This is a genomic window from Propionigenium maris DSM 9537 (assembly GCF_027925155.1).
GTDB lineage: Bacteria > Fusobacteriota > Fusobacteriia > Fusobacteriales > Fusobacteriaceae > Propionigenium > Propionigenium maris.
The window spans coordinates 44,021-62,564 of record NZ_BSDY01000013.1 but is presented as its reverse complement, the minus strand read 5'-3'; the positions used below and the strand labels follow the sequence as shown (position 1 = coordinate 62,564).

The window sequence follows — 18,544 nt, the reverse complement described above, 5'->3', positions numbered from 1 at the left end:
ACACTGGTAAGTGATTACTCACTAACTAAAGAAACGGGGAGATAGAAAAATGTATTTAAAGGAATGGACATTTAAAAAAATGAGTTCAGGGGTATTGCTTTTGGGCTTATCAGGAGCGGCATACGGAGCATCTATAGATCACATACAAAACTATACACCAGAGTATAATGCCAATCCGGCACAGCAGGGAGCAGTAAATCCGGGAACATCTCAATACTATAACCCGGCAGGGCTTATGCAGATAGAAAACGGAAGATATTTTCAGATTGGTGCACAGCTTGCCACAGGAAGGGAGGAGATGAAGTATAGAGGTGATACCTATGATGCAGATTTAGTGGATATAATCCCGAATATTTCATATATTGATAAGAATGATCGGAGAGCATGGTATTGGACACTGGGAGGAATCGCAGGAGGAGGATATTTAGAATACGACAATGGCGTTCCCGGACTGGAGATGGTAGCCCCAATAATGGAGTCGGTTCCCGGGGTAAAGGATGCACAGTTAACTGAAAACTCCGATGAAGGGGGAAACCACTATATCCAGACTACATTGGGACGTGCATGGTTTATAACAGAGAAGGTTTCGGTCTCAGCAGCAGGAAGAGTGGTCTATGGTGAAAGAACATTAAAAACCAAGTTTGCAGGGGACCTGAAATCTGTAACAGGACGAACTCAGCACCTGGAAGGAAGCATAGATTCTGAAAGAACTGCCTGGGGGTATGGGGGAGTATTCGGCCTGAACTACAGGGCTACAGAAAATCTTAATATAGGGATGAGGTATGATACAAAAATAAATATGAACTTTGAAGCAGATGCAGATGAAGAGATGGCTGATATAAGGCTTCCCGGTCCCGGAAATATAAATCTGCCTCTAGGGGTCTCAACGTTTTTCCCTCAATATGGAGACGGAAATGAATCCAGGAGGGATCTCCCGGCTATCTTAGCTCTTGGAGCTTCATATTGAGTCACTGATGTATGGACGGCATTTGCAGGGGGAAACTACTACTTCAATAAGGATGCCAAGCTGGACGATGATTATACCCACGGCGAGTATGACAATGGCTGGGAGGTATCTCTGGGGTCGGAATACTGGATAACCTCTAAGGTAGCCTGGATGACAGGGGCTAACTATGCTGTTACCGGAGCTGATGAGGACACCTACTCAGATATAGAATTTGCTCTTGATTCATTTATGCTTGGAACAGGTTTGAAGTGTAGAGAAAATGACACCACTACCTGGGTAGTTTCAGTTAGTCATTATTGGTATAGTGCAGCAGATGGAACAGATTATAGTGATACTCCGGCATTGGGAGAGGAGGATACAGTAAGATACAACAAGGAAGTTACAGCTTTTGGAGTATCCCTGACAAAAAGGTTTTAATCTTCTGGGAAAACTGTAATCCAATTTATATCATTAACTGAAGGATTGGTCATTCAGTTTTATTATAAAACTAAAGATTAGCAATCAATAATTTAATAGGGGGGCAATGCTATGAATGAAGTGAATTTATACGAAAGTAAAAGGGTATTAAAGGAGATGAAGGAGTATTATTATACAGGACAAACAAGGTCTCTTTCATTCAGAATTGAGCAGCTAAAGAAGCTGAAGGAAATCATTTATGAAAATCAGGAGGAGATAATCCAGGCACTTGAATCTGACCTAGGAAGACATGAGAATGAAAGCTATGCAGCTGAAATTGGATCAACTCTAAATAGTATCTCCTTTACAATTAAGAACCTAAAGAAATGGTCAAAAATAAAAAAGGTAAAAACACCCCTAACACAGTTTGGGTCCAAAAGTTATATAAAGCCTGAGCCCTATGGCATCGCTTTAATAATTGGTCCCTTTAATTTCCCATTTAACCTGTGTATTGAGCCTATGGCTGGTGCAATGGCTGCCGGGAACTGTGTTGTAGTTAAGCCATCGGAACAGACTCCTTCTGTTTCAAAACTTATAAACCATCTCCTTAGCAAAAACTTTTCAAATAACTATATACGTGTAGTGGAGGGGGGAGAAGAGGTCATCTCCTCTTTAATACACTCTCCCTTTGACTATATTTTCTTCACAGGAAGTGTGTCTGTTGGAAGGATCGTTATGGCTGCAGCGAGTAAAAACTTAGTGCCTGTGACCTTAGAGCTAGGGGGAAAAAGCCCTTGTATTATCCATAGGGATGCCAATATTAAAGTAGCTGCCGAAAGGGTTGCTTTAGGCAAGTTCTTTAATGCAGGTCAGATATGTATTGCTCCTGACTACTTAATAGTCCACGAATCTGTAAGGTATCAGTTTATTGAAGAGCTAAAGGATACTATCAGAAGATTTTATGGAGATGATGTTTCAAAGTCAAAAGATTTTGCACGAATTGTAAATGAAAGACATACAGACAGACTCATATCCATCCTCAAAAAAGACAAAGATAAGATTGTTTTTGGGGGAGGTTATAACCTGGGTAAAAAATATATTGAACCAACTTTGATCGATAATGTTGCTTGGGGGGATGCTTCCATGGAGGAGGAGGTATTCGGGCCAATTTTGCCGATAATGTCATTTACTACAATTGAAGGGGTGACTGAAATGCTCAATGAACACCCTAAACCATTAGCCCTATATATTTTTACTGAAAACAGGAGCATCCAGGAGAAGGTCCTTGAAGAAACAAGTTCTGGGGGAGCCTGTGTAAATGACACAGTCAGTCACTTTACCAACCATCATCTTCCTTTTGGTGGTGTGGGAAGCTCAGGTATTGGAGGTTATCACGGAGAGGAGAGCTTCAAAACCTTTTCTCATATGAAGAGTATTCTCAATAAATCCACAGCCGTAAGAATAAGACTGCTTTTCCCGCCATATACCCCGCAGAAATTAAACATGATAAAGAAGGTCTTAAAATAAGTGGTGCTGCACCTGGCTTTTCAGACTATTGGTCCTTAGGGGTGAATAGAAGGTCTTGTATTCTAAACCACTTTATAGATTTAGTAAAAATTATTATTATTTTAAAGGAGAATAAGTTATGGCTAAACCCTACTACATATTAAATAATGGCGAATTAAGCAGTTCACTTATTTTGGGGAGATCCTATATTATCATAAGCTGCGGGTCCGATTTTAAATTTAACCCAGATAAGGTTAAAAAAATACTGTCAAAAGAAGTTTGTTACTCAATAAATTTTCTGGAGGAATCTATAGCTGAGATTCATTACAGCTGCCCCCCTTTCTCTATAGAGGGCGTTCACAGTGTGAAGAATACCCCTTCAGAAGTGGGATTTAAAGATTTTATTCATCTAATAGAGTAACTCTAATCATCGGTAGTATAGATCTCCAGCTAACAGAGTTTGGGAGAACACCTCAGGCATCTGTAATAGAAGCATGCCAGAGAAGAATGAGACCTATACTTCTGACTACAATAACAGCTCTTTGTGGGCTGCTGCCACTATGTTTCTTTGGTGGAACACTATTTGCACCACTGGCAGTAGCACTTATATTCGGAAGAACTCTTACTTTGGGAGTAGTACCACTATTTTATGCGGTATTATTTAGAGTAAGCTATAAGGATTATAAGTATGTCCCGGCAAATAAAATCCTTTGCTTTTAAATTTTAGGAGGTGTGTAGTTTTTTCTGTATTTTAAGAGTATAAAAAGAAGGATAGAAAGTAAAGGAATCTTCCATATTATAGAGTAATACAAATTATATAAATATATTTGTTTGAAGTTAATAATAATGAGGTACTTATGACTGGCCTCTAGACATTAAAGACTAATAGTAAAAGGAGGAGTATGGTGTTATATAAATATCATACAATGTAAAATGGACATAAAGAAAATAGCTAAAATACTTCCAAAACTTACAAGTAATGAATTAAATCAAATTTCTTCCAAAGGTCTTAACAACTTCTTTTATCTACACCGGATATCAGCAGGAGAGGTTTTCATTCCTAAACCAGAATGTATCTATTTTATAGAGGATGGAGATATCAAAGTCTCTATCTTTTTAGAAAATAACATGGAATTTAATATGACGTTTAGTCAGGGGGATTCTTTAGGAAGGTTTTAAATCCTTCAGGAGGAAGGTCTCGATAGTGTTATAGAGGGGAGGACTTCTACTACTCTTCTTGAAATACCTATACAGAAACTTCTGAATAAAGCGGACATAAAATTCATCCTATCTATCTATGAGGAGATGATAATTAACATGTCTAAAAATATCCTTCGATTATTCAAAGCTTACGCAGCTAAGGTTTCATATTCAAATGAGCAGTATTTTATTAATTATTTAATATCTAGTGGAGGATCTATTCACTATAATTCTACAGAAGAATTAGCACTCCTTATACATATTGATATACGGACCCTTCAGAGAATTATAAAAAAGCTCCAGGATGAAAATCTTATTAAGAAAAGTGGAAAGACTTTAACTGTAGTAGATATTAATGGGGCTAAAGAAAGGATAATGAACTACTAAACCCTCGTATTGCTTCTGGAAGATCTTTTGTTTGTTAAAAACATTTAAGAATAGAAGGAGAATTATCTATAATTTTGTTAATTGTTGAATTATAGATTCCCATGATTCTGCATGGGTTCGGTCCCCAAACCTTACCTGTGAACTCCAGGACTACAAAAACTGTAGCCTTGGCATTAATATAATAAAGGATGGCATTACAGCAAGTTCTCGGGATAGACTCTGCTATAATTAAATAAATCTTTTAAGCCACAAACTGTTGCAAAGATTAAAGTTTCAGACGGGAATATAAGCCCTTCTTTCTCTAAATACTCTTTTGCTAACTTTTAAAAACTTATCTCTCTTTATTTGATATTGATTTATTTTAGAACATATTTGACATAAATAAATATTTGTGTTAACATATTTATGTGGAAAATAAACATGTGCGAAAAAATTCAAATGTAAAGTAAATCAAGTGAGTACTTGACTGGTAAGGTCTTCAATGCTATTGGTAGTGGGGATTCAAACTGGCCGAAAGAAGGAAAGCATGGCTGAAAAACATCTTATAGAACTGGGGTTTATTCAGGGTCTGGATTTCAGGCAATGAATTATACTATTTTTAATGGTATAAAGTGAGTCACTATGGCGAAACTTAAACACTCTAACTCTATTATCAACCGATAATAGAGTTGGAGTGTTTTTTTATTTTTAAGGAGGAGTTGTATGGTTAAATTAAAAAAACCGAAATTCGAAACCGATAGGTTTAAGGGGAAAACAGATAAGCTGCACGAGAGAAATTTTAACAAATATGGATTTGATTTTCATCCAGAGGTATCTCTGATATCTGGAACTTTTGTTTTGTTGCTCATTGGGTTGACACTTTATAATCCAGAGTATGCTAATGTTATGTTGAGAGGTTTAAAGGATAAGATCACAGGGAACTTCAACTGGTTTTTTATATTAAGTGCTAACTTCTTTTTGGTCTTTCCAATCTACCTCATGTGCAGCAAACTGGGGGAAATAAGACTGGGAGGACCAGAAGCGAAGCCGGAATTTTCAAATTTCTCATGGTATTCTATGCTGATGGGAGCCGGAATGGGTATTGGTTTACTGTTCTTTGGTGTGGCAGAACCTATATTTCACGCAAATAGTGTTCTCCCTATGACTGGAGGCTCTTCACCCACTGAAGCTCTGGCTATAACCTTTTTACACTGGGGATTTCATGGATGGGGGATCTATGCACTTATAGCTTTAGCCCTTGCATTTTTTGCATATAACAGAGGGCTTCCTCTCTCATTGAGATCTGTTTTTTATCCTATTTTTAAGGATAAGGTTTTTGGAAAGATCGGAGATATAATAGATATTAGTGCTGTAATTTCTTGTCTGTTTGGATTGGCCATCTCCTTAGGACTTGGAGCTCAGCAGATAAATGCCGGATTAAACTATTTATTTGGTGTTCCTCAAAGTACAAATATTCAGGTAGGGATAATAATTATCATAACTTTAATTGCAACCCTATCTGTTGTTTCAGGAATTGGTAAAGGGGTAAGAATACTCTCTGAATTGAATATGAGGGTAGCAGGAGTCTTTCTTTTATTGGTATTAGTTTTAGGGCCCACACTTTATATATTGAGGTCATTTAATAACGGTTTGGGATACTATTTAAATAACTTTGTTACCCTTAGTTTTTTCAGTGAAAACGGAAACTCATGGCAGGGATCTTGGACAGTATTCTACTGGGCTTGGTGGATATCTTGGTCTCCATTTGTAGGGATGTTCATTGCCAGAATTTCCAAAGGTAGAAGTGTCAGAGAATTTGTTACTGCAATCTTAGTAATTCCTGTCCTTCTGACTTTTGTCTGGATGTCAACATTTGGAGCTACGGCACTATATCAGGATGCTGCTACAGGTGGGCAGGTCTATGAGGCTGTAAATTCCAATACATCTACAGCACTTTTTGCTATGATTAACGGGATGCAGATACCTGGAGTACTGAAAACTATAATGTCTGCCATGGGAACATTCCTTATAATCTCTTTTTTCGTAACGTCTTCAGATTCAGGATCACTTGTTGTAGATAATTTAACTTCTGGAGGAAAGCTGGATTCTCCCATACCACAGAGGGTGTTTTGGGCTTCCATGGAGGGAACGATAGCTATTGCCCTTCTGTTGTTAGGTGGAAATAATGCTCTATATGCACTACAGGCAGGAGTTGTAGCATCTGGCTTCCCGTTTGCAATTATATTATTACTTATGAGCTACAGTCTTCATGTTGGACTGAGAAAAGATCTTAAAAAACTTAAGGAATACAGGGAAGACAAGATGGCGGTAACCCTATTTAATGAAAAGATAAGGGGTGCTTTCGAAAATGACGAAAAGGTAAAATCGAGGTTAAATATAGACTAAAGAATTCTCCTGACCTTTTTTCAAGTTTTGTATAGAGTCTGTTTAAAATTTTTGGTAAACCATCAATTTCATAAGAAAGTCAGCAAGAGACAGTAATTAAGAGGGCACATAGGAAAGCAATCCTATGTGCTTTTTTTATTCCAATTTTTTATTCTAGCAAGTCGCCAGGCTTTCTACTTTCCACTAAGCAAAGACCACAGTTATAATTACTATGGTCTTTGAGATTTATTAGCTTGATAAGTATAGCCATTGGCTGCCAATTTTAATTTTTAATGTCCAAACTACTTAATGCTTCCTTTACAATGTCCCTTCCTTGCTTCCAGACACTAACTTTCCAATCAGAATCATCGGGGTAAAAGGCCTGTAACAGCCTGCTTTTAATCTTCTTGGCTTTTGGATGATCTTTACTTCCATGGTGATGGAGCCAGTTTTCTGATCTGAGGGCCCAAAAAACCTTTAAAGGGGATAAAGTTCCAAATTCAGGGCTTACCACAGTGACTTCAACCTTATTTGACAGCATACTTGGAAGAGCAAGCTTAAGAGAGCTGGCTATGTGTATAGAAACAGAATCTTCAGAATAGGTAGTTTTGACCTTGTTTCCCCAGATCTTTTTAGCACGTATATAGACTTCTGAATTCTCCTTTTCATTTGTTATGATTTCACAACTTCCATAATCTCCCAGACCAGTATGAAAATCTAAAACAATAACACGTTCAGCCTGGAAAAGGTATTTCTGAGTTATATACTCTATTGTATTATGTACCCACCCTTTAAACCTTCCCCCATAAAAAAGACCGTCAGGATCTGTATACTGTCCTCTACTTATTGCAACCTTTAGCTTGGACATGCTTCTGTTTTTCAAACCATATCCCATTAATCTGAATAAAGATTTTATATTTGTAAAAAAGGAGACAGACTCTGGAGAAATGGAGTCTTTAAGGACTTCGTAACCTTTATTTTCACGTGGATCCTCTGAATGGTCTACAAAATTACGGTTTGGGTCAATATTATTCTCATCAAACCTACGTATATGGGAAAACCCGTATGGGTTTAATGCATGGATCATAAGTAAACTTGTATCGGGAGGTAATTCTGAAATTATCCCTTCCTCTAGGAGGCCAATCTGAATGCCGGAACCGGCAAAACCCTCTACTCCATGGGTACCCGATATTAAAACAAGGATATTTTTTGCCTTCTCAGATTCAAACAAAGCAATGTCTGTATAGAGTAGTTCGCCGCTAGGACCCTTATTTGGATTTTCTAAGCTTTCTATATGGGCGCCAGATCCAAGAGATACACCTATAAACTTCCTCCGGGCTTCTGCATAGCTGCTGGAAAAATAATTTTCTGCCTCAAAAAATTCTTGGTTATCGGTGGAACATCCTGTAAAAAATGAAATAAGCAGCAGTATATTAAGAAAGCTAATTTTCCAGCGCATATGAATACCTCCCTGATAGGTTTAGTCTCTAATAATCTATTAAAGGATAGAACCTTAAATCCTCTAATACATTTATAAAGCTTGATTAATAAAGGTAAGCCGGAGAAAACTTATGAAAGAGAGAAAATTTAAAAGTAATAGAATAGGAAGAATAGATAAGAAAATGATTTTAATTATCATAGGAGTCGTTCTTATCCTATCTATATTATTTTACAAAAAAATTATTCGCGTCTATCGTGTAGTCACACTGTTTAACTCAGATAAGATAGTGGATAATTTTAGAAATATGGACAGATATTTTGATACGTCAACTGTTTATCGTGGACAATCGATTCATCGCTTTGAGTATGATCTTATTGAACTTCCTGATACATATAGATACTTAGGTGAGATAAGGAGTGTTAATGGATTTCTTAAAGACACGCAGACAACAGGGCTAATAGTAATTAAAGATGGAAAGATCACCTTTGAAAAAAATTATAACGGGAATAGTGCCGATACTAAAGTAATTTCCTGGTCGGTTGTAAAATCAATTATTTCAGCGTTGATAGGAATCGCTGTGGAGGAAGGCTATATAAAAGATATTTCCGAGCCGGTTACAAAATATGTTCCTTCCCTGCATGGCAGCGGATATGAAGGGGTATCTATTAAGGATGTTCTCCAGATGTCTTCTGGAATAGATTTTAATGAAGATTACGGAGATTTTTTTCAGATATCAACCGTTTAGGCAGGGCAATTGCTTTTAACACCTCTTTAGATACTTATGTTTCATCTTTGAGCCGTGAAAAAAAACCGGGAACTTATAATCACTATATCAGTGTAAATACTCAGGTTCTGGGAATGGTAATAAGAGAAGCTACAGGTAAGTCCTTAACAACCTATCTTCAGGAAAAAATATGGGAAAGAATAGGGATGGAGTCCAATGCTTATTGGCTTCTCGATAACAGAGGAATGGAATTGGCTTTTGGCGGTTTTAATGCTGTACTCAGAGATTATGCCCGGTTTGGCATGCTTTATTTAAATAATGGCTTATGGGATGGAGAGCAGATAATTCAGAAAGATTGGATTACTGCCTCTGTTACTCCAGATTCACCTCACTTAGAGCCAGGGAAAAACGTTCTTTCAGATTCACCATTTGGTTATGGTTTTCATTGGTGGATTCCTCCGGAACCAAAGGGAGATAATCTTGCAAAAGGAATTTACAGCCAGTTTATCTATGTAAATCCCGAGCACAGAGTTGTAATAGTAAAGAGTTCAGCATATACAGACTATAACCTAGATGGAACTGAGAGGTCCATAGAAACTGTAGAAGTTTTTCGTAGAATTACTGAAAATTTAAGTAAATAAAAAACCAGAAAAAATCTATCCTGATTTTTTCTGGTTTAAAATTTTTTAAGTTTCAAAAAATGAAAATCTATAAAAAATTCATCTTCACCTTCATGTTACCTTGCTCTCATAGGCCCTAGAGGTTCTCCAGCCATTATGTGGAAGTGTAGGTGGAATACCTCCTGCCCTCCATACTGGTTACAGTTGGTGATTACTCTGTATCCTTCCTCCTGTACTCCTAGTTCCTTGGTGATCTCACCTATAGCTAGGTACATCTCTCCGATAAGCTCCCTGTCCTCAGCCTTTATATCATTAACTGTAGGGATCTCCTTCTTGGGAACTACAAGTATATGAATCGGTGCCTGGGGATTGATATCCTTAAAGGCTAGTACCTTATCATTCTCATATACGATGTTTGCTGGAATCTCTCTTTCTATTATCTTAGTAAAAATTGTAGACATCTATGATTCCTCCTCTATCTCTTATATATCTTAGTGGCAGTTTCCGCCGCAGCTGCATCCGCCCTTCTTCTCTTCTCCCTCTATCTTAGCCACTCTGTTTGCGTGTCTTCCTCCCTCAAACTCAGTTGTAAGGAATGTATCCACCATCTCAAGTGCCAGCACGTCTCCTACCATTCTAGCTCCTATAGCCAGTACATTGGCGTCGTTGTGCTCTCTAGTCAGTCTAGCCATTGTTGTATTTGTGCAAAGAGCTGCTCTTACCCCCTTTACCTTGTTTGCAGCGATAGAGATACCGATTCCAGTACCGCACACAACTACTCCTCTGTCTGCCTTACCTTCAACTACAGCTTCTCCAACTGCTCTTCCAAACTCCGGATAGTCCACAGATTCAGTTGAGTGTGCCCCAAGGTCTACTACCTCATGCCCCTTCCCCTCTAAGTGCTTCTTAATCTGCTCCTTTAGTGTGTATCCTCCGTGGTCTGCTCCCAGTGCTATCTTCATCTACTTCCTCCTAAATCCATTATAAAATCTAGATATATTATACATTATCCCCTCCTACAATTCAACCGTCTCTTTGGGGATTTAACCTTTAATATACCAGTATTTCTGCTATCTGGTCACCTCTCCTATCCACTGAAGGTAGGCCTCACTTCCACTCTCTATATCCACTGCCACAATCTGGGGCACCTCATAGGAGTGCTCCCTCTTGATTATCTCTTCTACTATGCCAAAGAGCTCCCTTCTAGTCTTAATAAGTCCCTGGACCTCCCTGTCCTCCTCTATATGTCCCTTCCACATGTAGAGACTTTCTATCTCCTTCAATTGCACGCATGCAGCTGCCTTCTCCTCTAAGAGTATCCCCGCTATCCTTCTGGCTTCCTCCTTGTTGCTAAAGGTTGTAAATACCATTATATTCATAGTTCTATCCCCTCTATATCAAATATATTTCCTATTCCACTCTCATTGAGATAAAATGCCACCTTTGATCTGCACTTTAATCTTCTGTCCACCAGGATATCAAATCCCTCTGCCCTGAGGTAGGTGTACCCCTCCCTCTCTCCTGCTCTGCCGGTCGCAAGCTCCAGATGAAGCCCTGTGATATTACTTCCTCCGCATGAACAACTTTTTTCCAGACTAATTACCACGCTTCTGTATCCACCAGCCTCTAGATAGTTCACTGTCTTCTTACTCATCTTTACTTCCATCATAATATCACTTCCATTCTTCTTAGATGTATAGTCGCTTCTGCCACTACTACATTTTACCCCATCTTTTCCCCAAACCATAGACTCCCCGGAAAAATTTCTTCCTCCATTAAAAGCAACGTGACGTTGCATCCCAATAATCTGATGGCCCCCTCATTGCTTCACATGATTTTTATAACTTCTCTACTTCCCCAGATAATAAAAAGAGGAACAGGTTTCCCTGTCCCCCCCAATAAACTATCCTCTCTTTGACTTAATCTCTGCCTGAGCTGCTGCAACCCTTGCAATTGGTACTCTGTATGGTGAACATGATACATAGTCAAGTCCCAGTCCGTGACAGAACTCAATACTCTTAGGATCTCCTCCGTGCTCTCCGCAGATTCCAAGCTTTATGTTGCCCTTCTCAGCCTTAGCCAGGTCAACACTCATCTTCATAAGTCTTCCTACCCCTCTCTCATCGATAGATTCAAATGGATCGTGGGCAAGGATCTCCTTGCTCTTGTACTCCCCTATGAACTTAGGTGAGTCGTCTCTCGAGTATCCAAATGTAATCTGAGTAAGGTCGTTTGTACCGAAGCTGAAGAACTCTGCTTCCTTGGCGATCTCATCTGAAGTTACACACGCTCTTGGTACTTCTATCATAGTTCCCAGCTTGTACTCAAGTTTGAAGTCCTCAGTTCTGAATACCTCCTCGATAGCTCCCTGTACTCTCTTCTTTACATAAGTAAGCTCATTTACCTCTCCAACAAGTGGTATCATGATCTCAGGGGATACATCTACACCGTTCCTCTTGTTTTCAATAGCTGCCAGCATAATAGCCTTTGCCTGCATCTCATAGATCTCAGGGTAGGTAACTGCCAGTCTGCATCCTCTATGTCCTAGCATTGGGTTAAATTCCTTAAGACCCTCGATTCTGTTCTTCAGGTCTCTGAACTCTATGTTCATATCCTTGGATAACTTCTCGATATCATCATCCTCATGTGGAAGGAACTCATGTAGAGGCGGGTCAAGAAGTCTTACAGTTACAGGTCTTGCTCCCATAGTCTTGAAGATTCCTACAAAGTCCTCCTTCTGTAGTGGAAGAAGCTTTGCCAGAGCCTGCTCCCTCTCATAGGAAGTCTTAGATACGATCATTTCTCTAACTGGCCAGATCTTGTTCTCATCGAAGAACATGTGCTCTGTACGGCAAAGTCCAATTCCCTCTGCTCCGAATCTGATAGCAGTTTCACAGTCCTTAACTGTATCGGCATTGGTTCTGATTCCAAGACTCTTATACTCTCCAGTCCACTCCATGAACTTCTCAAAGGTAGAGTCGATCATTCCCTCTCTCTTAGGAATCTCTCCCTTGTATACCTTTCCAGTTCCACCATCTAGTGAGATACAGTCTCCCTCCTGGATAACTACATCCCCTATAACCATTCTCTTAGCTGCTTCATCTAACTCTATAGAGCTGCATCCGCTGATACAACACTTACCCATTCCTCTAGCTACTACTGCTGCGTGGGAAGTCATACCTCCATGGATTGTAAGGATTCCCTCTGCCAGGTTCATTCCCTCTATATCCTCTGGAGATGTCTCTAATCTAACTAGGATCTCTCCCTTACCCTGCTTTATGTCATTTGCTGTAAATGCCACTCTTCCGCTTGCTGCCCCTGGAGATGCTGGAAGTCCCTCTGTAAGTGGTCTCTCCTTCTTTAGCTCCTTTGGATCAAAGTTCTTGTGAAGAAGCTGGTTTATGCTGGACGGGTCCACTCTCAGGATAGCCTCATCCTTAGAGATAAGTCCCTCCTCTACCATGTCAACAGCTACCTTTATTGCAGCCTGAGCGGTTCTCTTTCCGTTTCTTGTCTGAAGAAGGTATAGCTTACCCTTCTCTATTGTAAACTCGATATCCTGCATATCGTTGTAGTGCTTCTCAAGAAGTGCGCATACATCCATAAACTCCTTGTATACCTCTGGCATCTCATCTGCCATTCCCTCGATCTCCTTAGGAGTTCTTATTCCTGCTACTACATCCTCACCCTGGGCATCTAGAAGGTACTCTCCGAAGATCTTCTTCTCTCCTGTGGCTGGGTTTCTTGTAAAGGCTACACCGGTTCCAGATGTCTGTCCCAAGTTTCCAAATACCATGCTCTGGATATTTACTGCTGTTCCGATGCTTCCGTCTATTCCGTTTATGTCTCTGTATACGATAGCTCTCGGGTTGTTCCAAGACTTAAATACAGCTTCCACCGTAGCTAACAGTTGATCAAATGGATCTGTTAAGAAGTCGTTACCAGTCTCCTTTACATAGATCCCCTTAAACTCCTCTACAGCCTTCTTGAAGTCCTCTGCTTCCAGTCCCTCAACGGAATCGCATCCCTTCTCCTCCATAAGTCTCTCTAAAACTATATCAAACTTGTACTTAGGTATGTCCATTACTACATCTGAAAACATCTGGATAAATCTTCTGTATGAGTCCCATGCAAATTTCTCATTCTGAGATTCTCTTGCAAGAGCTTCTACACTTGTATCATTTAATCCAAGGTTCAGTACTGTATCCATCATTCCCGGCATTGAGACTGCTGCACCAGATCTTACAGATACAAGAAGTGGATTTTCATCTCCTCCAAACTTCTTCCCCATGCTCTCCTCTAGCTTCATCATGTGTACAGCTATCTGGCTTTTAACATTTTCACTCAGCCACTGGTTCTTCTCGTAGTACTCCTTACAAGCTTCAGTGGATACTGTGAACCCCTGTGGTACTGGAAGACCTATCTTCGTCATCTCAGCTAAGTTTGCTCCCTTTCCTCCAAGAAGATCTCTCCAGCTCTTGTCACCCATTTCAAATGAATACACTAATTTTTTCATACCTTGACCCCCTGTTTATAATAAATTTCGTTAATTTTTTGTATTTAGAAGGGGAGGCCCTACACTACCTCCCCGCCTTTCAGCCTAGACTGTTTTCTTAAGAGCTTTTCTTCTTAAGAAGTGATTTTTTTTGTACTTACCCTTGCTCATTGCCCCCTCCTTTTCCCATGTATTAATCACTCTCCAATTTAGAGTAGATCACAAGATCAGTAGTTAAGTTTATGATTAAGTCTTTATCTTCTATTTAATCCTAGTAGAGTCTTAAGCCGTTCTCTCTGGCTATCTCCATTATTATCTCAGCAGACTCCTCTATGGCCTTTTCAGATACATCCACCACTGGACACCCTACTCTCTTCATTACATTCTCTGCATAGTCCAGCTCCTCTATTATCCTTCCCATAGATGAGTATGTTGATCCATTTTCAAATCCTATTGTCTTCAGTCTCTGCTCCCTTATCTTATTGAGCATCTCTATTGAGTTTGTAAGGCCTATTACCTTTCTCTTTGGTATCTCAAAGACCTCCTTAGGAACCTCTACCTCTGGTACTAGAGGTATATTTATTACCTTTATCTTCTTCTTGTTTCCAAGATATATACTCAGCGGAGTTTTAGATGTTCTGGATACTCCCAGAATAACAAGGTCTGCCTCGTGGATTCCCCTGATATCCTTTCCGTCATCGTATTTTACTGCAAATTCTATAGCCTCTATCCTCTTAAAGTACTTTTCATCCAGCCTTCTGTAGAGCCCCGATTCCCTTCTAGGGGCTTTCCCTACATGTTCCTGAAGCAGGTCTATCAGCGGGTTAAGCATATCTATACACTTAAACTCCCTCTCCTGGCAAAACTCCTTTAGCCTCCCCACTACATCCAGGTGTACTATTGTGTAGAGCACAATAATATTTTTAGCTCCATTTAATATCTTCAGCTCCCTCTCCAATACCTCCAGGTTGCATACGTGAGAGTGCTTTATTACCTCGCTCTCCCTTAGGCCAAACTGGCTCAGGGCACACCTTGCTAACTGCTCCCCTGTTTCCCCAAAGGAATCTGAAAATACATGTACACTAAAGTCCTTCATATGTCATCTACCCCTTAAACTCTTCTACGAAGATTTTTGTAATTGTTGTTTTGGATATCTTTCCTACTACCTTATACTTCCCGTCCTCTATCTCAGATACCACTGGAAGGGAATCTATCTCATGCTCCACCATCTTCTCAGCTGCACTGTGAATCGATTCATCTCTGTAGCAGAAGATTACGTTGGGCATTCTCGTCATTATCATTCCGATAGGTGAGTTACGGCTGTCCGTTCCCCCCATCATATGCTTAAGAAGATCCTTTCTGGAGACCACTCCTGAAAGTACTCCGTTCTTAGTTACATATATGCTTCCAGTATCCTTTAAAAAGATGGATACTATGGACTCATATACAGTAGTTTCCTCCTGAAGTATATTTGGCATACTCATATAGTCACTTACCTGTTTTCTTCCCAGCTTCTTCCCTGTGGGAGTTCCGTTTCCCAGGTATGAGTAACCTATCTTTGTCTTAGAAGCTATGACCTTATCCTTTGTAAGTACCGAGAAATCTGTTCTCAGAGCTCCTCTGGTTACTCCCAGGATCTCAGCGATCTCCTTCCCCGTTATAGGCCCTCTCTTTAATACTATATCTACTATTCTTTCCTGTCTTTCAGAATACATTCCTAACCACCTCATTAGAGTACACTAATAATTTATATTTAAATATTTTGTCTTCCTCTTTGTTGTTCCTCTCTATGTCTCAGATATTACACTAATTTTCATTAGAACACAATACCTTTTCCCCCTGTTTTTTCCATCTTTTTTTACACCACCACTACACACCAGTAAAACCAAGGAACACAAGAGTGTACACCAATAAAGTTTTTTTGGAGATCTGCACTATTACATTTAATTAGTGTTGATAAAGTCAAATAGTCTATACTTGTTTTCTATAAATTTTCTTGAAGGCTATACTAAAAAAATTAAACATCCAGAAGGAAAAGTTATACGGCATTTTGTAATACTTAAATATATCTGCTAAACATCTACAGTACTATATCTAAAGTTTTTCCAATTCATAATCTAAAAAATACAAGTTTTTGATTCTATGCTTTTTTAATAATAAAAAAGGACCCTCTGGGAGTCCCCTTCTCTTTATTATTAATAAGCTCTACCTACTTCTTCCTAGCTTTCAGGTGAAGCTTGAGGTTTCTTACCTTCCTCTGAGACTTGGCATAGTAGGTTTCAGTCTGACAGCTCAACTTCATACTGGTAAGGTAGTTCCTCAGAGCCCCCTCATAATCCTGAAGTTTTTCCATTATAAGACCCAGGTTGTAGTGGATTCCCCCATCGAAGTAGTCCCGTTCCAAAGCTTTTTTATAGTACTCAAGGGCACCCTCATAGTCCCTCTTTAAATACCTGATATTACCATAATACACGAATTTTTTTGCTTCCCTGGGATTGGATTCCAAAAAAAGCTGACTTCCTTCCACTACCTCCACCTCCATCGATACCTACCTCAGATAACTTCCGCCTATAAAGACCACCATCTAGAGCCAACACATCTAGATCCTCCCTACTTCTCAGCTGCAATGAGTCCCTCTAAGTCTGCATCCCTCAGAAAATCCCTGATATCATCTAATACCCTGTGGGATTTTGGAAGAAGGATTATCTTATACCCCTTACTTTCAGCCCTCTTGTGAAGAAAGCCCTTCTCCAGCAGCCTCTTTACCCTTCTGGAGATAAGGGATCTGTCTGTTTCCAGGTTCTCCCCCAGGAGATAGAGGCTGTCATTTTTCACACTGGAGATAATAATCTTTACATCGGTCCTTGTTAAACTGTACTCCACCTTTAAATATCTATATAAATTTTCGATTTCCAATAGCTTTTCAAACATTCAATTCACCTCGATGTTTCATTATACCTTCCACTGCCCCAAATATTCATCCTTAAATCTTTCCCTGTTAACCCTCTGCTGAAAAGTTGCCCCCCTCACTACCATTTAGCCCTCTCTGGACCTCAGCTCATTATATAGCTGAGAGATCTTAACTATCTTGGACATATCTATCCTGCACCTCTCCCCCTGGGAGCATCCACTGCACTGGCCATCCCTCCGACTGCACTCCTCTAAAACCTCCAGCTTCTCATTGCACTCCCTCTCAATATCAGCGTGCAATATCTTAATCCTCTCGATTAACTCCTCCACTGCCACTCCACCCTTCATCTAGAAATCTTCCCCTATATCCCTTCCATAAAGAAACAGATTTTTCACAGAAAATAATTTCAATTTAAACATATTATCAATATATCTCCAGGGGAAAACAAGTGCTTTAGTCCATTTTATTAATAAAAAACCATATTTCTCTTTAAAGAATTTATACCAAGGTAATTAATTTCCAAAAGAAATCATAAAATATATTTTATGATTCATATATAGATAAGGATTCTTTTAAGTGGTTTACAGAGGAGGAGTTCTTCTTCCCCTTATCCTCCCTTAAAATTTTAACAAAAAGTGGAGTTCAGTATCTTAAGTTTGCTATAATTAAATGAATATTAGGCAAAGGAGGAGCTATGAATATTGAACAGCTATCTGAGTTAATGCCTCAGTTAACTTCAGAGGATTTAAATATAATTTCTTCTAGATCCCTCAACAACTACTTTACACTGCAAAGTTTTTCTGGGGATGAGATCTTCATACCCAAGGATGACTGCCTCTATATTGTAGTGGAGGGGAGGGTTGTGATTACAGGGTTTATAGAGGATCACTTGGAGGTCACCATGGAGTTTCAGGAGGGTGACTGCCTGGGCCACTTGGAACTACTGGTAGATAAGTCCCTGGATATTATATTAAAGGGGATGCCCTCTGCCACAGTCTTAGAGGTACCAATGATAAGGATTATGGACAGTATCGGTGCCCAGACCCTCACTGGCTTAAATAACCTGTTAAACAAGGCTATAGTCAAAAATGCTTTAAAACTCATAAAGAAACATGCTGCCAAGGTCAACCTCTCCAATGAACAGTATGTTGTGGATTTTCTTATCTCCACTGGGGGAGAGATCACCTATACCTCCAATGAGGACCTGGTTCAGATGCTCCACATCGAGATACGTACCCTTCAGAGGATAATCAAAAAGCTCATTGCAGGAGGTATCCTGGAGAAGGAGGGAAGGACCCTAAGGATAATTGATATGAGGTTAGCCAGGGAGCTCCTTAAGGGTTAAATATCTTCAACTGAAAATTCTATAACTTAAATAAAAAGCAACGTGACGTTGCATCCTAATAATCAGTTGGAATACTAATTACTTCATGAAAATTTTTAATAAGTTCTATACTTTCCTTAACAATAAAAAAGCGGCAGGTATCCCATAATAAAAGATACCTGCCGCCTCTTAATTTAAATGCTATAACT

General features: G+C 39.4%; 21 protein-coding genes. 10 read left to right on the top strand and 11 right to left on the bottom strand.

Going from position 1 to position 18,544, the window contains the following annotated elements; all coding sequences use genetic code 11:
• The first annotated feature begins 49 nt into the window (after nucleotides 1–49).
• The 7 genes from QMG11_RS13375 (at nucleotide 50) to QMG11_RS13345 (ending at nucleotide 6,841) form a co-directional block, all read left to right on the top strand.
• Entirely contained in the window at nucleotides 50–967 is a 918-nt protein-coding gene (locus QMG11_RS13375; protein WP_281836605.1) for an OmpP1/FadL family transporter, read from the top strand.
• Between the two features lie 150 nt (nucleotides 968–1,117).
• Complete coding sequence (locus QMG11_RS13370) at nucleotides 1,118–1,384, top strand: hypothetical protein (protein ID WP_281836604.1); 267 nt, start codon at nucleotides 1,118–1,120, stop codon at nucleotides 1,382–1,384.
• Nucleotides 1,385–1,495: 111 nt separating this feature from the next.
• Nucleotides 1,496–2,890 carry an aldehyde dehydrogenase family protein gene (locus tag QMG11_RS13365; RefSeq protein ID WP_281836603.1) on the top strand — a complete coding sequence of 465 codons (1,395 nt, stop codon included), beginning with the start codon at nucleotides 1,496–1,498 and terminating at the stop codon, nucleotides 2,888–2,890.
• Nucleotides 2,891–3,008: 118 nt separating this feature from the next.
• Complete coding sequence (locus tag QMG11_RS13360; RefSeq protein ID WP_281836602.1) at nucleotides 3,009–3,290, top strand: hypothetical protein; 282 nt, start codon at nucleotides 3,009–3,011, stop codon at nucleotides 3,288–3,290.
• Nucleotides 3,291–3,295: 5 nt separating this feature from the next.
• On the top strand, nucleotides 3,296–3,589 hold the full coding sequence (locus tag QMG11_RS13355; RefSeq protein ID WP_309302093.1) for an efflux RND transporter permease subunit: 294 nt from the start codon (nucleotides 3,296–3,298) through the stop codon (nucleotides 3,587–3,589).
• Nucleotides 3,590–4,186: 597 nt separating this feature from the next.
• Nucleotides 4,187–4,456, top strand: a complete 270-nt coding sequence (locus QMG11_RS13350) for a hypothetical protein (RefSeq protein WP_281836601.1) — start codon at nucleotides 4,187–4,189, stop codon at nucleotides 4,454–4,456.
• A gap of 702 nt (nucleotides 4,457–5,158) precedes the next feature.
• Entirely contained in the window at nucleotides 5,159–6,841 is a 1,683-nt protein-coding gene (locus QMG11_RS13345; protein WP_281836600.1) for a BCCT family transporter, read from the top strand.
• Nucleotides 6,842–7,103: 262 nt separating this feature from the next.
• Here the strand turns inward: QMG11_RS13345 and QMG11_RS13340 are convergent, their stop codons facing one another.
• Complete coding sequence (locus QMG11_RS13340; protein ID WP_281836599.1) at nucleotides 7,104–8,279, bottom strand: M14 family metallopeptidase; 1,176 nt, start codon at nucleotides 8,277–8,279, stop codon at nucleotides 7,104–7,106.
• Nucleotides 8,280–8,391: 112 nt separating this feature from the next.
• Between QMG11_RS13340 and QMG11_RS13335 the strand changes: the two genes are divergently transcribed.
• Together QMG11_RS13335 and QMG11_RS13330 are read left to right on the top strand one after the other, a co-directional pair.
• Nucleotides 8,392–9,006, top strand: a complete 615-nt coding sequence (locus QMG11_RS13335; RefSeq protein WP_281836598.1) for a serine hydrolase — start codon at nucleotides 8,392–8,394, stop codon at nucleotides 9,004–9,006.
• Nucleotides 8,994–9,626: a serine hydrolase domain-containing protein gene (locus QMG11_RS13330; RefSeq protein WP_309302092.1), complete on the top strand. Its 633-nt coding sequence runs from the start codon at nucleotides 8,994–8,996 to the stop codon at nucleotides 9,624–9,626. Before QMG11_RS13335 ends, QMG11_RS13330 begins: the two co-directional genes overlap by 13 nt.
• Before the next feature lie 95 nt (nucleotides 9,627–9,721).
• Here QMG11_RS13330 and QMG11_RS13325 read toward each other — a convergent pair whose 3' ends face one another.
• The 10 genes from QMG11_RS13325 to QMG11_RS13280 form a co-directional block, all read right to left on the bottom strand.
• Nucleotides 9,722–10,066, bottom strand: a complete 345-nt coding sequence (locus QMG11_RS13325; RefSeq protein ID WP_281836597.1) for a histidine triad nucleotide-binding protein — start codon at nucleotides 10,064–10,066, stop codon at nucleotides 9,722–9,724.
• A gap of 30 nt (nucleotides 10,067–10,096) precedes the next feature.
• Nucleotides 10,097–10,567 (bottom strand): ribose 5-phosphate isomerase B, encoded by a 471-nt coding sequence (rpiB, locus tag QMG11_RS13320; RefSeq protein WP_281836596.1) that lies wholly within the window; start codon nucleotides 10,565–10,567, stop codon nucleotides 10,097–10,099.
• A 108-nt stretch (nucleotides 10,568–10,675) separates the two neighbouring features.
• Nucleotides 10,676–10,984 carry a divalent-cation tolerance protein CutA gene (cutA, locus tag QMG11_RS13315; protein WP_281836595.1) on the bottom strand — a complete coding sequence of 103 codons (309 nt, stop codon included), beginning with the start codon at nucleotides 10,982–10,984 and terminating at the stop codon, nucleotides 10,676–10,678.
• Nucleotides 10,981–11,352, bottom strand: coding sequence for a hypothetical protein (locus tag QMG11_RS13310; protein WP_281836594.1), 372 nt, complete (start codon nucleotides 11,350–11,352; stop codon nucleotides 10,981–10,983). Before QMG11_RS13310 ends, cutA begins: the two co-directional genes overlap by 4 nt.
• A gap of 156 nt (nucleotides 11,353–11,508) precedes the next feature.
• Nucleotides 11,509–14,121 (bottom strand): pyruvate, phosphate dikinase, encoded by a 2,613-nt coding sequence (gene ppdK / locus QMG11_RS13305; protein WP_281836593.1) that lies wholly within the window; start codon nucleotides 14,119–14,121, stop codon nucleotides 11,509–11,511.
• Between the two features lie 250 nt (nucleotides 14,122–14,371).
• Nucleotides 14,372–15,196: a pyruvate, water dikinase regulatory protein gene (locus QMG11_RS13300; RefSeq protein WP_281836592.1), complete on the bottom strand. Its 825-nt coding sequence runs from the start codon at nucleotides 15,194–15,196 to the stop codon at nucleotides 14,372–14,374.
• 7 nt (nucleotides 15,197–15,203) lie between these two features.
• Nucleotides 15,204–15,815: a helix-turn-helix transcriptional regulator gene (locus QMG11_RS13295; protein ID WP_281836591.1), complete on the bottom strand. Its 612-nt coding sequence runs from the start codon at nucleotides 15,813–15,815 to the stop codon at nucleotides 15,204–15,206.
• A gap of 494 nt (nucleotides 15,816–16,309) precedes the next feature.
• A complete protein-coding gene (locus QMG11_RS13290; protein WP_281836590.1) occupies nucleotides 16,310–16,627 on the bottom strand; it encodes a tetratricopeptide repeat protein in 318 nt (105 codons plus the stop codon).
• Between the two features lie 83 nt (nucleotides 16,628–16,710).
• Nucleotides 16,711–17,031: a hypothetical protein gene (locus tag QMG11_RS13285; RefSeq protein WP_281836589.1), complete on the bottom strand. Its 321-nt coding sequence runs from the start codon at nucleotides 17,029–17,031 to the stop codon at nucleotides 16,711–16,713.
• Between the two features lie 105 nt (nucleotides 17,032–17,136).
• Complete coding sequence (locus QMG11_RS13280; RefSeq protein WP_281836587.1) at nucleotides 17,137–17,358, bottom strand: hypothetical protein; 222 nt, start codon at nucleotides 17,356–17,358, stop codon at nucleotides 17,137–17,139.
• A 347-nt stretch (nucleotides 17,359–17,705) separates the two neighbouring features.
• Here QMG11_RS13280 and QMG11_RS13275 point away from each other — a divergent pair, with 347 nt between their 5' ends.
• Nucleotides 17,706–18,356 carry a Crp/Fnr family transcriptional regulator gene (locus QMG11_RS13275; protein WP_281836586.1) on the top strand — a complete coding sequence of 217 codons (651 nt, stop codon included), beginning with the start codon at nucleotides 17,706–17,708 and terminating at the stop codon, nucleotides 18,354–18,356.
• Nucleotides 18,357–18,544: the final 188 nt, after the last annotated feature.

Excerpts from the sequence above, each read along its gene's own strand:
- QMG11_RS13375 (WP_281836605.1), top strand. The coding sequence starts at position 50 with ATGTATTTAAAGGAATGGACATTTAAAAAAATGAGTTCAGGGGTATTG.
- QMG11_RS13370 (WP_281836604.1), top strand. The coding sequence starts at position 1,118 with ATGACAGGGGCTAACTATGCTGTTACCGGAGCTGATGAGGACACCTAC.
- QMG11_RS13365 (WP_281836603.1), top strand. The coding sequence starts at position 1,496 with ATGAATGAAGTGAATTTATACGAAAGTAAAAGGGTATTAAAGGAGATG.
- QMG11_RS13360 (WP_281836602.1), top strand. The coding sequence starts at position 3,009 with ATGGCTAAACCCTACTACATATTAAATAATGGCGAATTAAGCAGTTCA.
- QMG11_RS13350 (WP_281836601.1), top strand. The coding sequence starts at position 4,187 with ATGTCTAAAAATATCCTTCGATTATTCAAAGCTTACGCAGCTAAGGTT.
- QMG11_RS13345 (WP_281836600.1), top strand. The coding sequence starts at position 5,159 with ATGGTTAAATTAAAAAAACCGAAATTCGAAACCGATAGGTTTAAGGGG.
- QMG11_RS13340 (WP_281836599.1), bottom strand. The coding sequence starts at position 8,279 with ATGCGCTGGAAAATTAGCTTTCTTAATATACTGCTGCTTATTTCATTT.
- QMG11_RS13335 (WP_281836598.1), top strand. The coding sequence starts at position 8,392 with ATGAAAGAGAGAAAATTTAAAAGTAATAGAATAGGAAGAATAGATAAG.
- QMG11_RS13325 (WP_281836597.1), bottom strand. The coding sequence starts at position 10,066 with ATGTCTACAATTTTTACTAAGATAATAGAAAGAGAGATTCCAGCAAAC.
- rpiB (WP_281836596.1), bottom strand. The coding sequence starts at position 10,567 with ATGAAGATAGCACTGGGAGCAGACCACGGAGGATACACACTAAAGGAG.
- cutA (WP_281836595.1), bottom strand. The coding sequence starts at position 10,984 with ATGAATATAATGGTATTTACAACCTTTAGCAACAAGGAGGAAGCCAGA.
- QMG11_RS13310 (WP_281836594.1), bottom strand. The coding sequence starts at position 11,352 with ATGGTTTGGGGAAAAGATGGGGTAAAATGTAGTAGTGGCAGAAGCGAC.
- ppdK (WP_281836593.1), bottom strand. The coding sequence starts at position 14,121 with ATGAAAAAATTAGTGTATTCATTTGAAATGGGTGACAAGAGCTGGAGA.
- QMG11_RS13300 (WP_281836592.1), bottom strand. The coding sequence starts at position 15,196 with ATGAAGGACTTTAGTGTACATGTATTTTCAGATTCCTTTGGGGAAACA.
- QMG11_RS13295 (WP_281836591.1), bottom strand. The coding sequence starts at position 15,815 with ATGTATTCTGAAAGACAGGAAAGAATAGTAGATATAGTATTAAAGAGA.
- QMG11_RS13285 (WP_281836589.1), bottom strand. The coding sequence starts at position 17,031 with ATGTTTGAAAAGCTATTGGAAATCGAAAATTTATATAGATATTTAAAG.
- QMG11_RS13280 (WP_281836587.1), bottom strand. The coding sequence starts at position 17,358 with ATGAAGGGTGGAGTGGCAGTGGAGGAGTTAATCGAGAGGATTAAGATA.
- QMG11_RS13275 (WP_281836586.1), top strand. The coding sequence starts at position 17,706 with ATGAATATTGAACAGCTATCTGAGTTAATGCCTCAGTTAACTTCAGAG.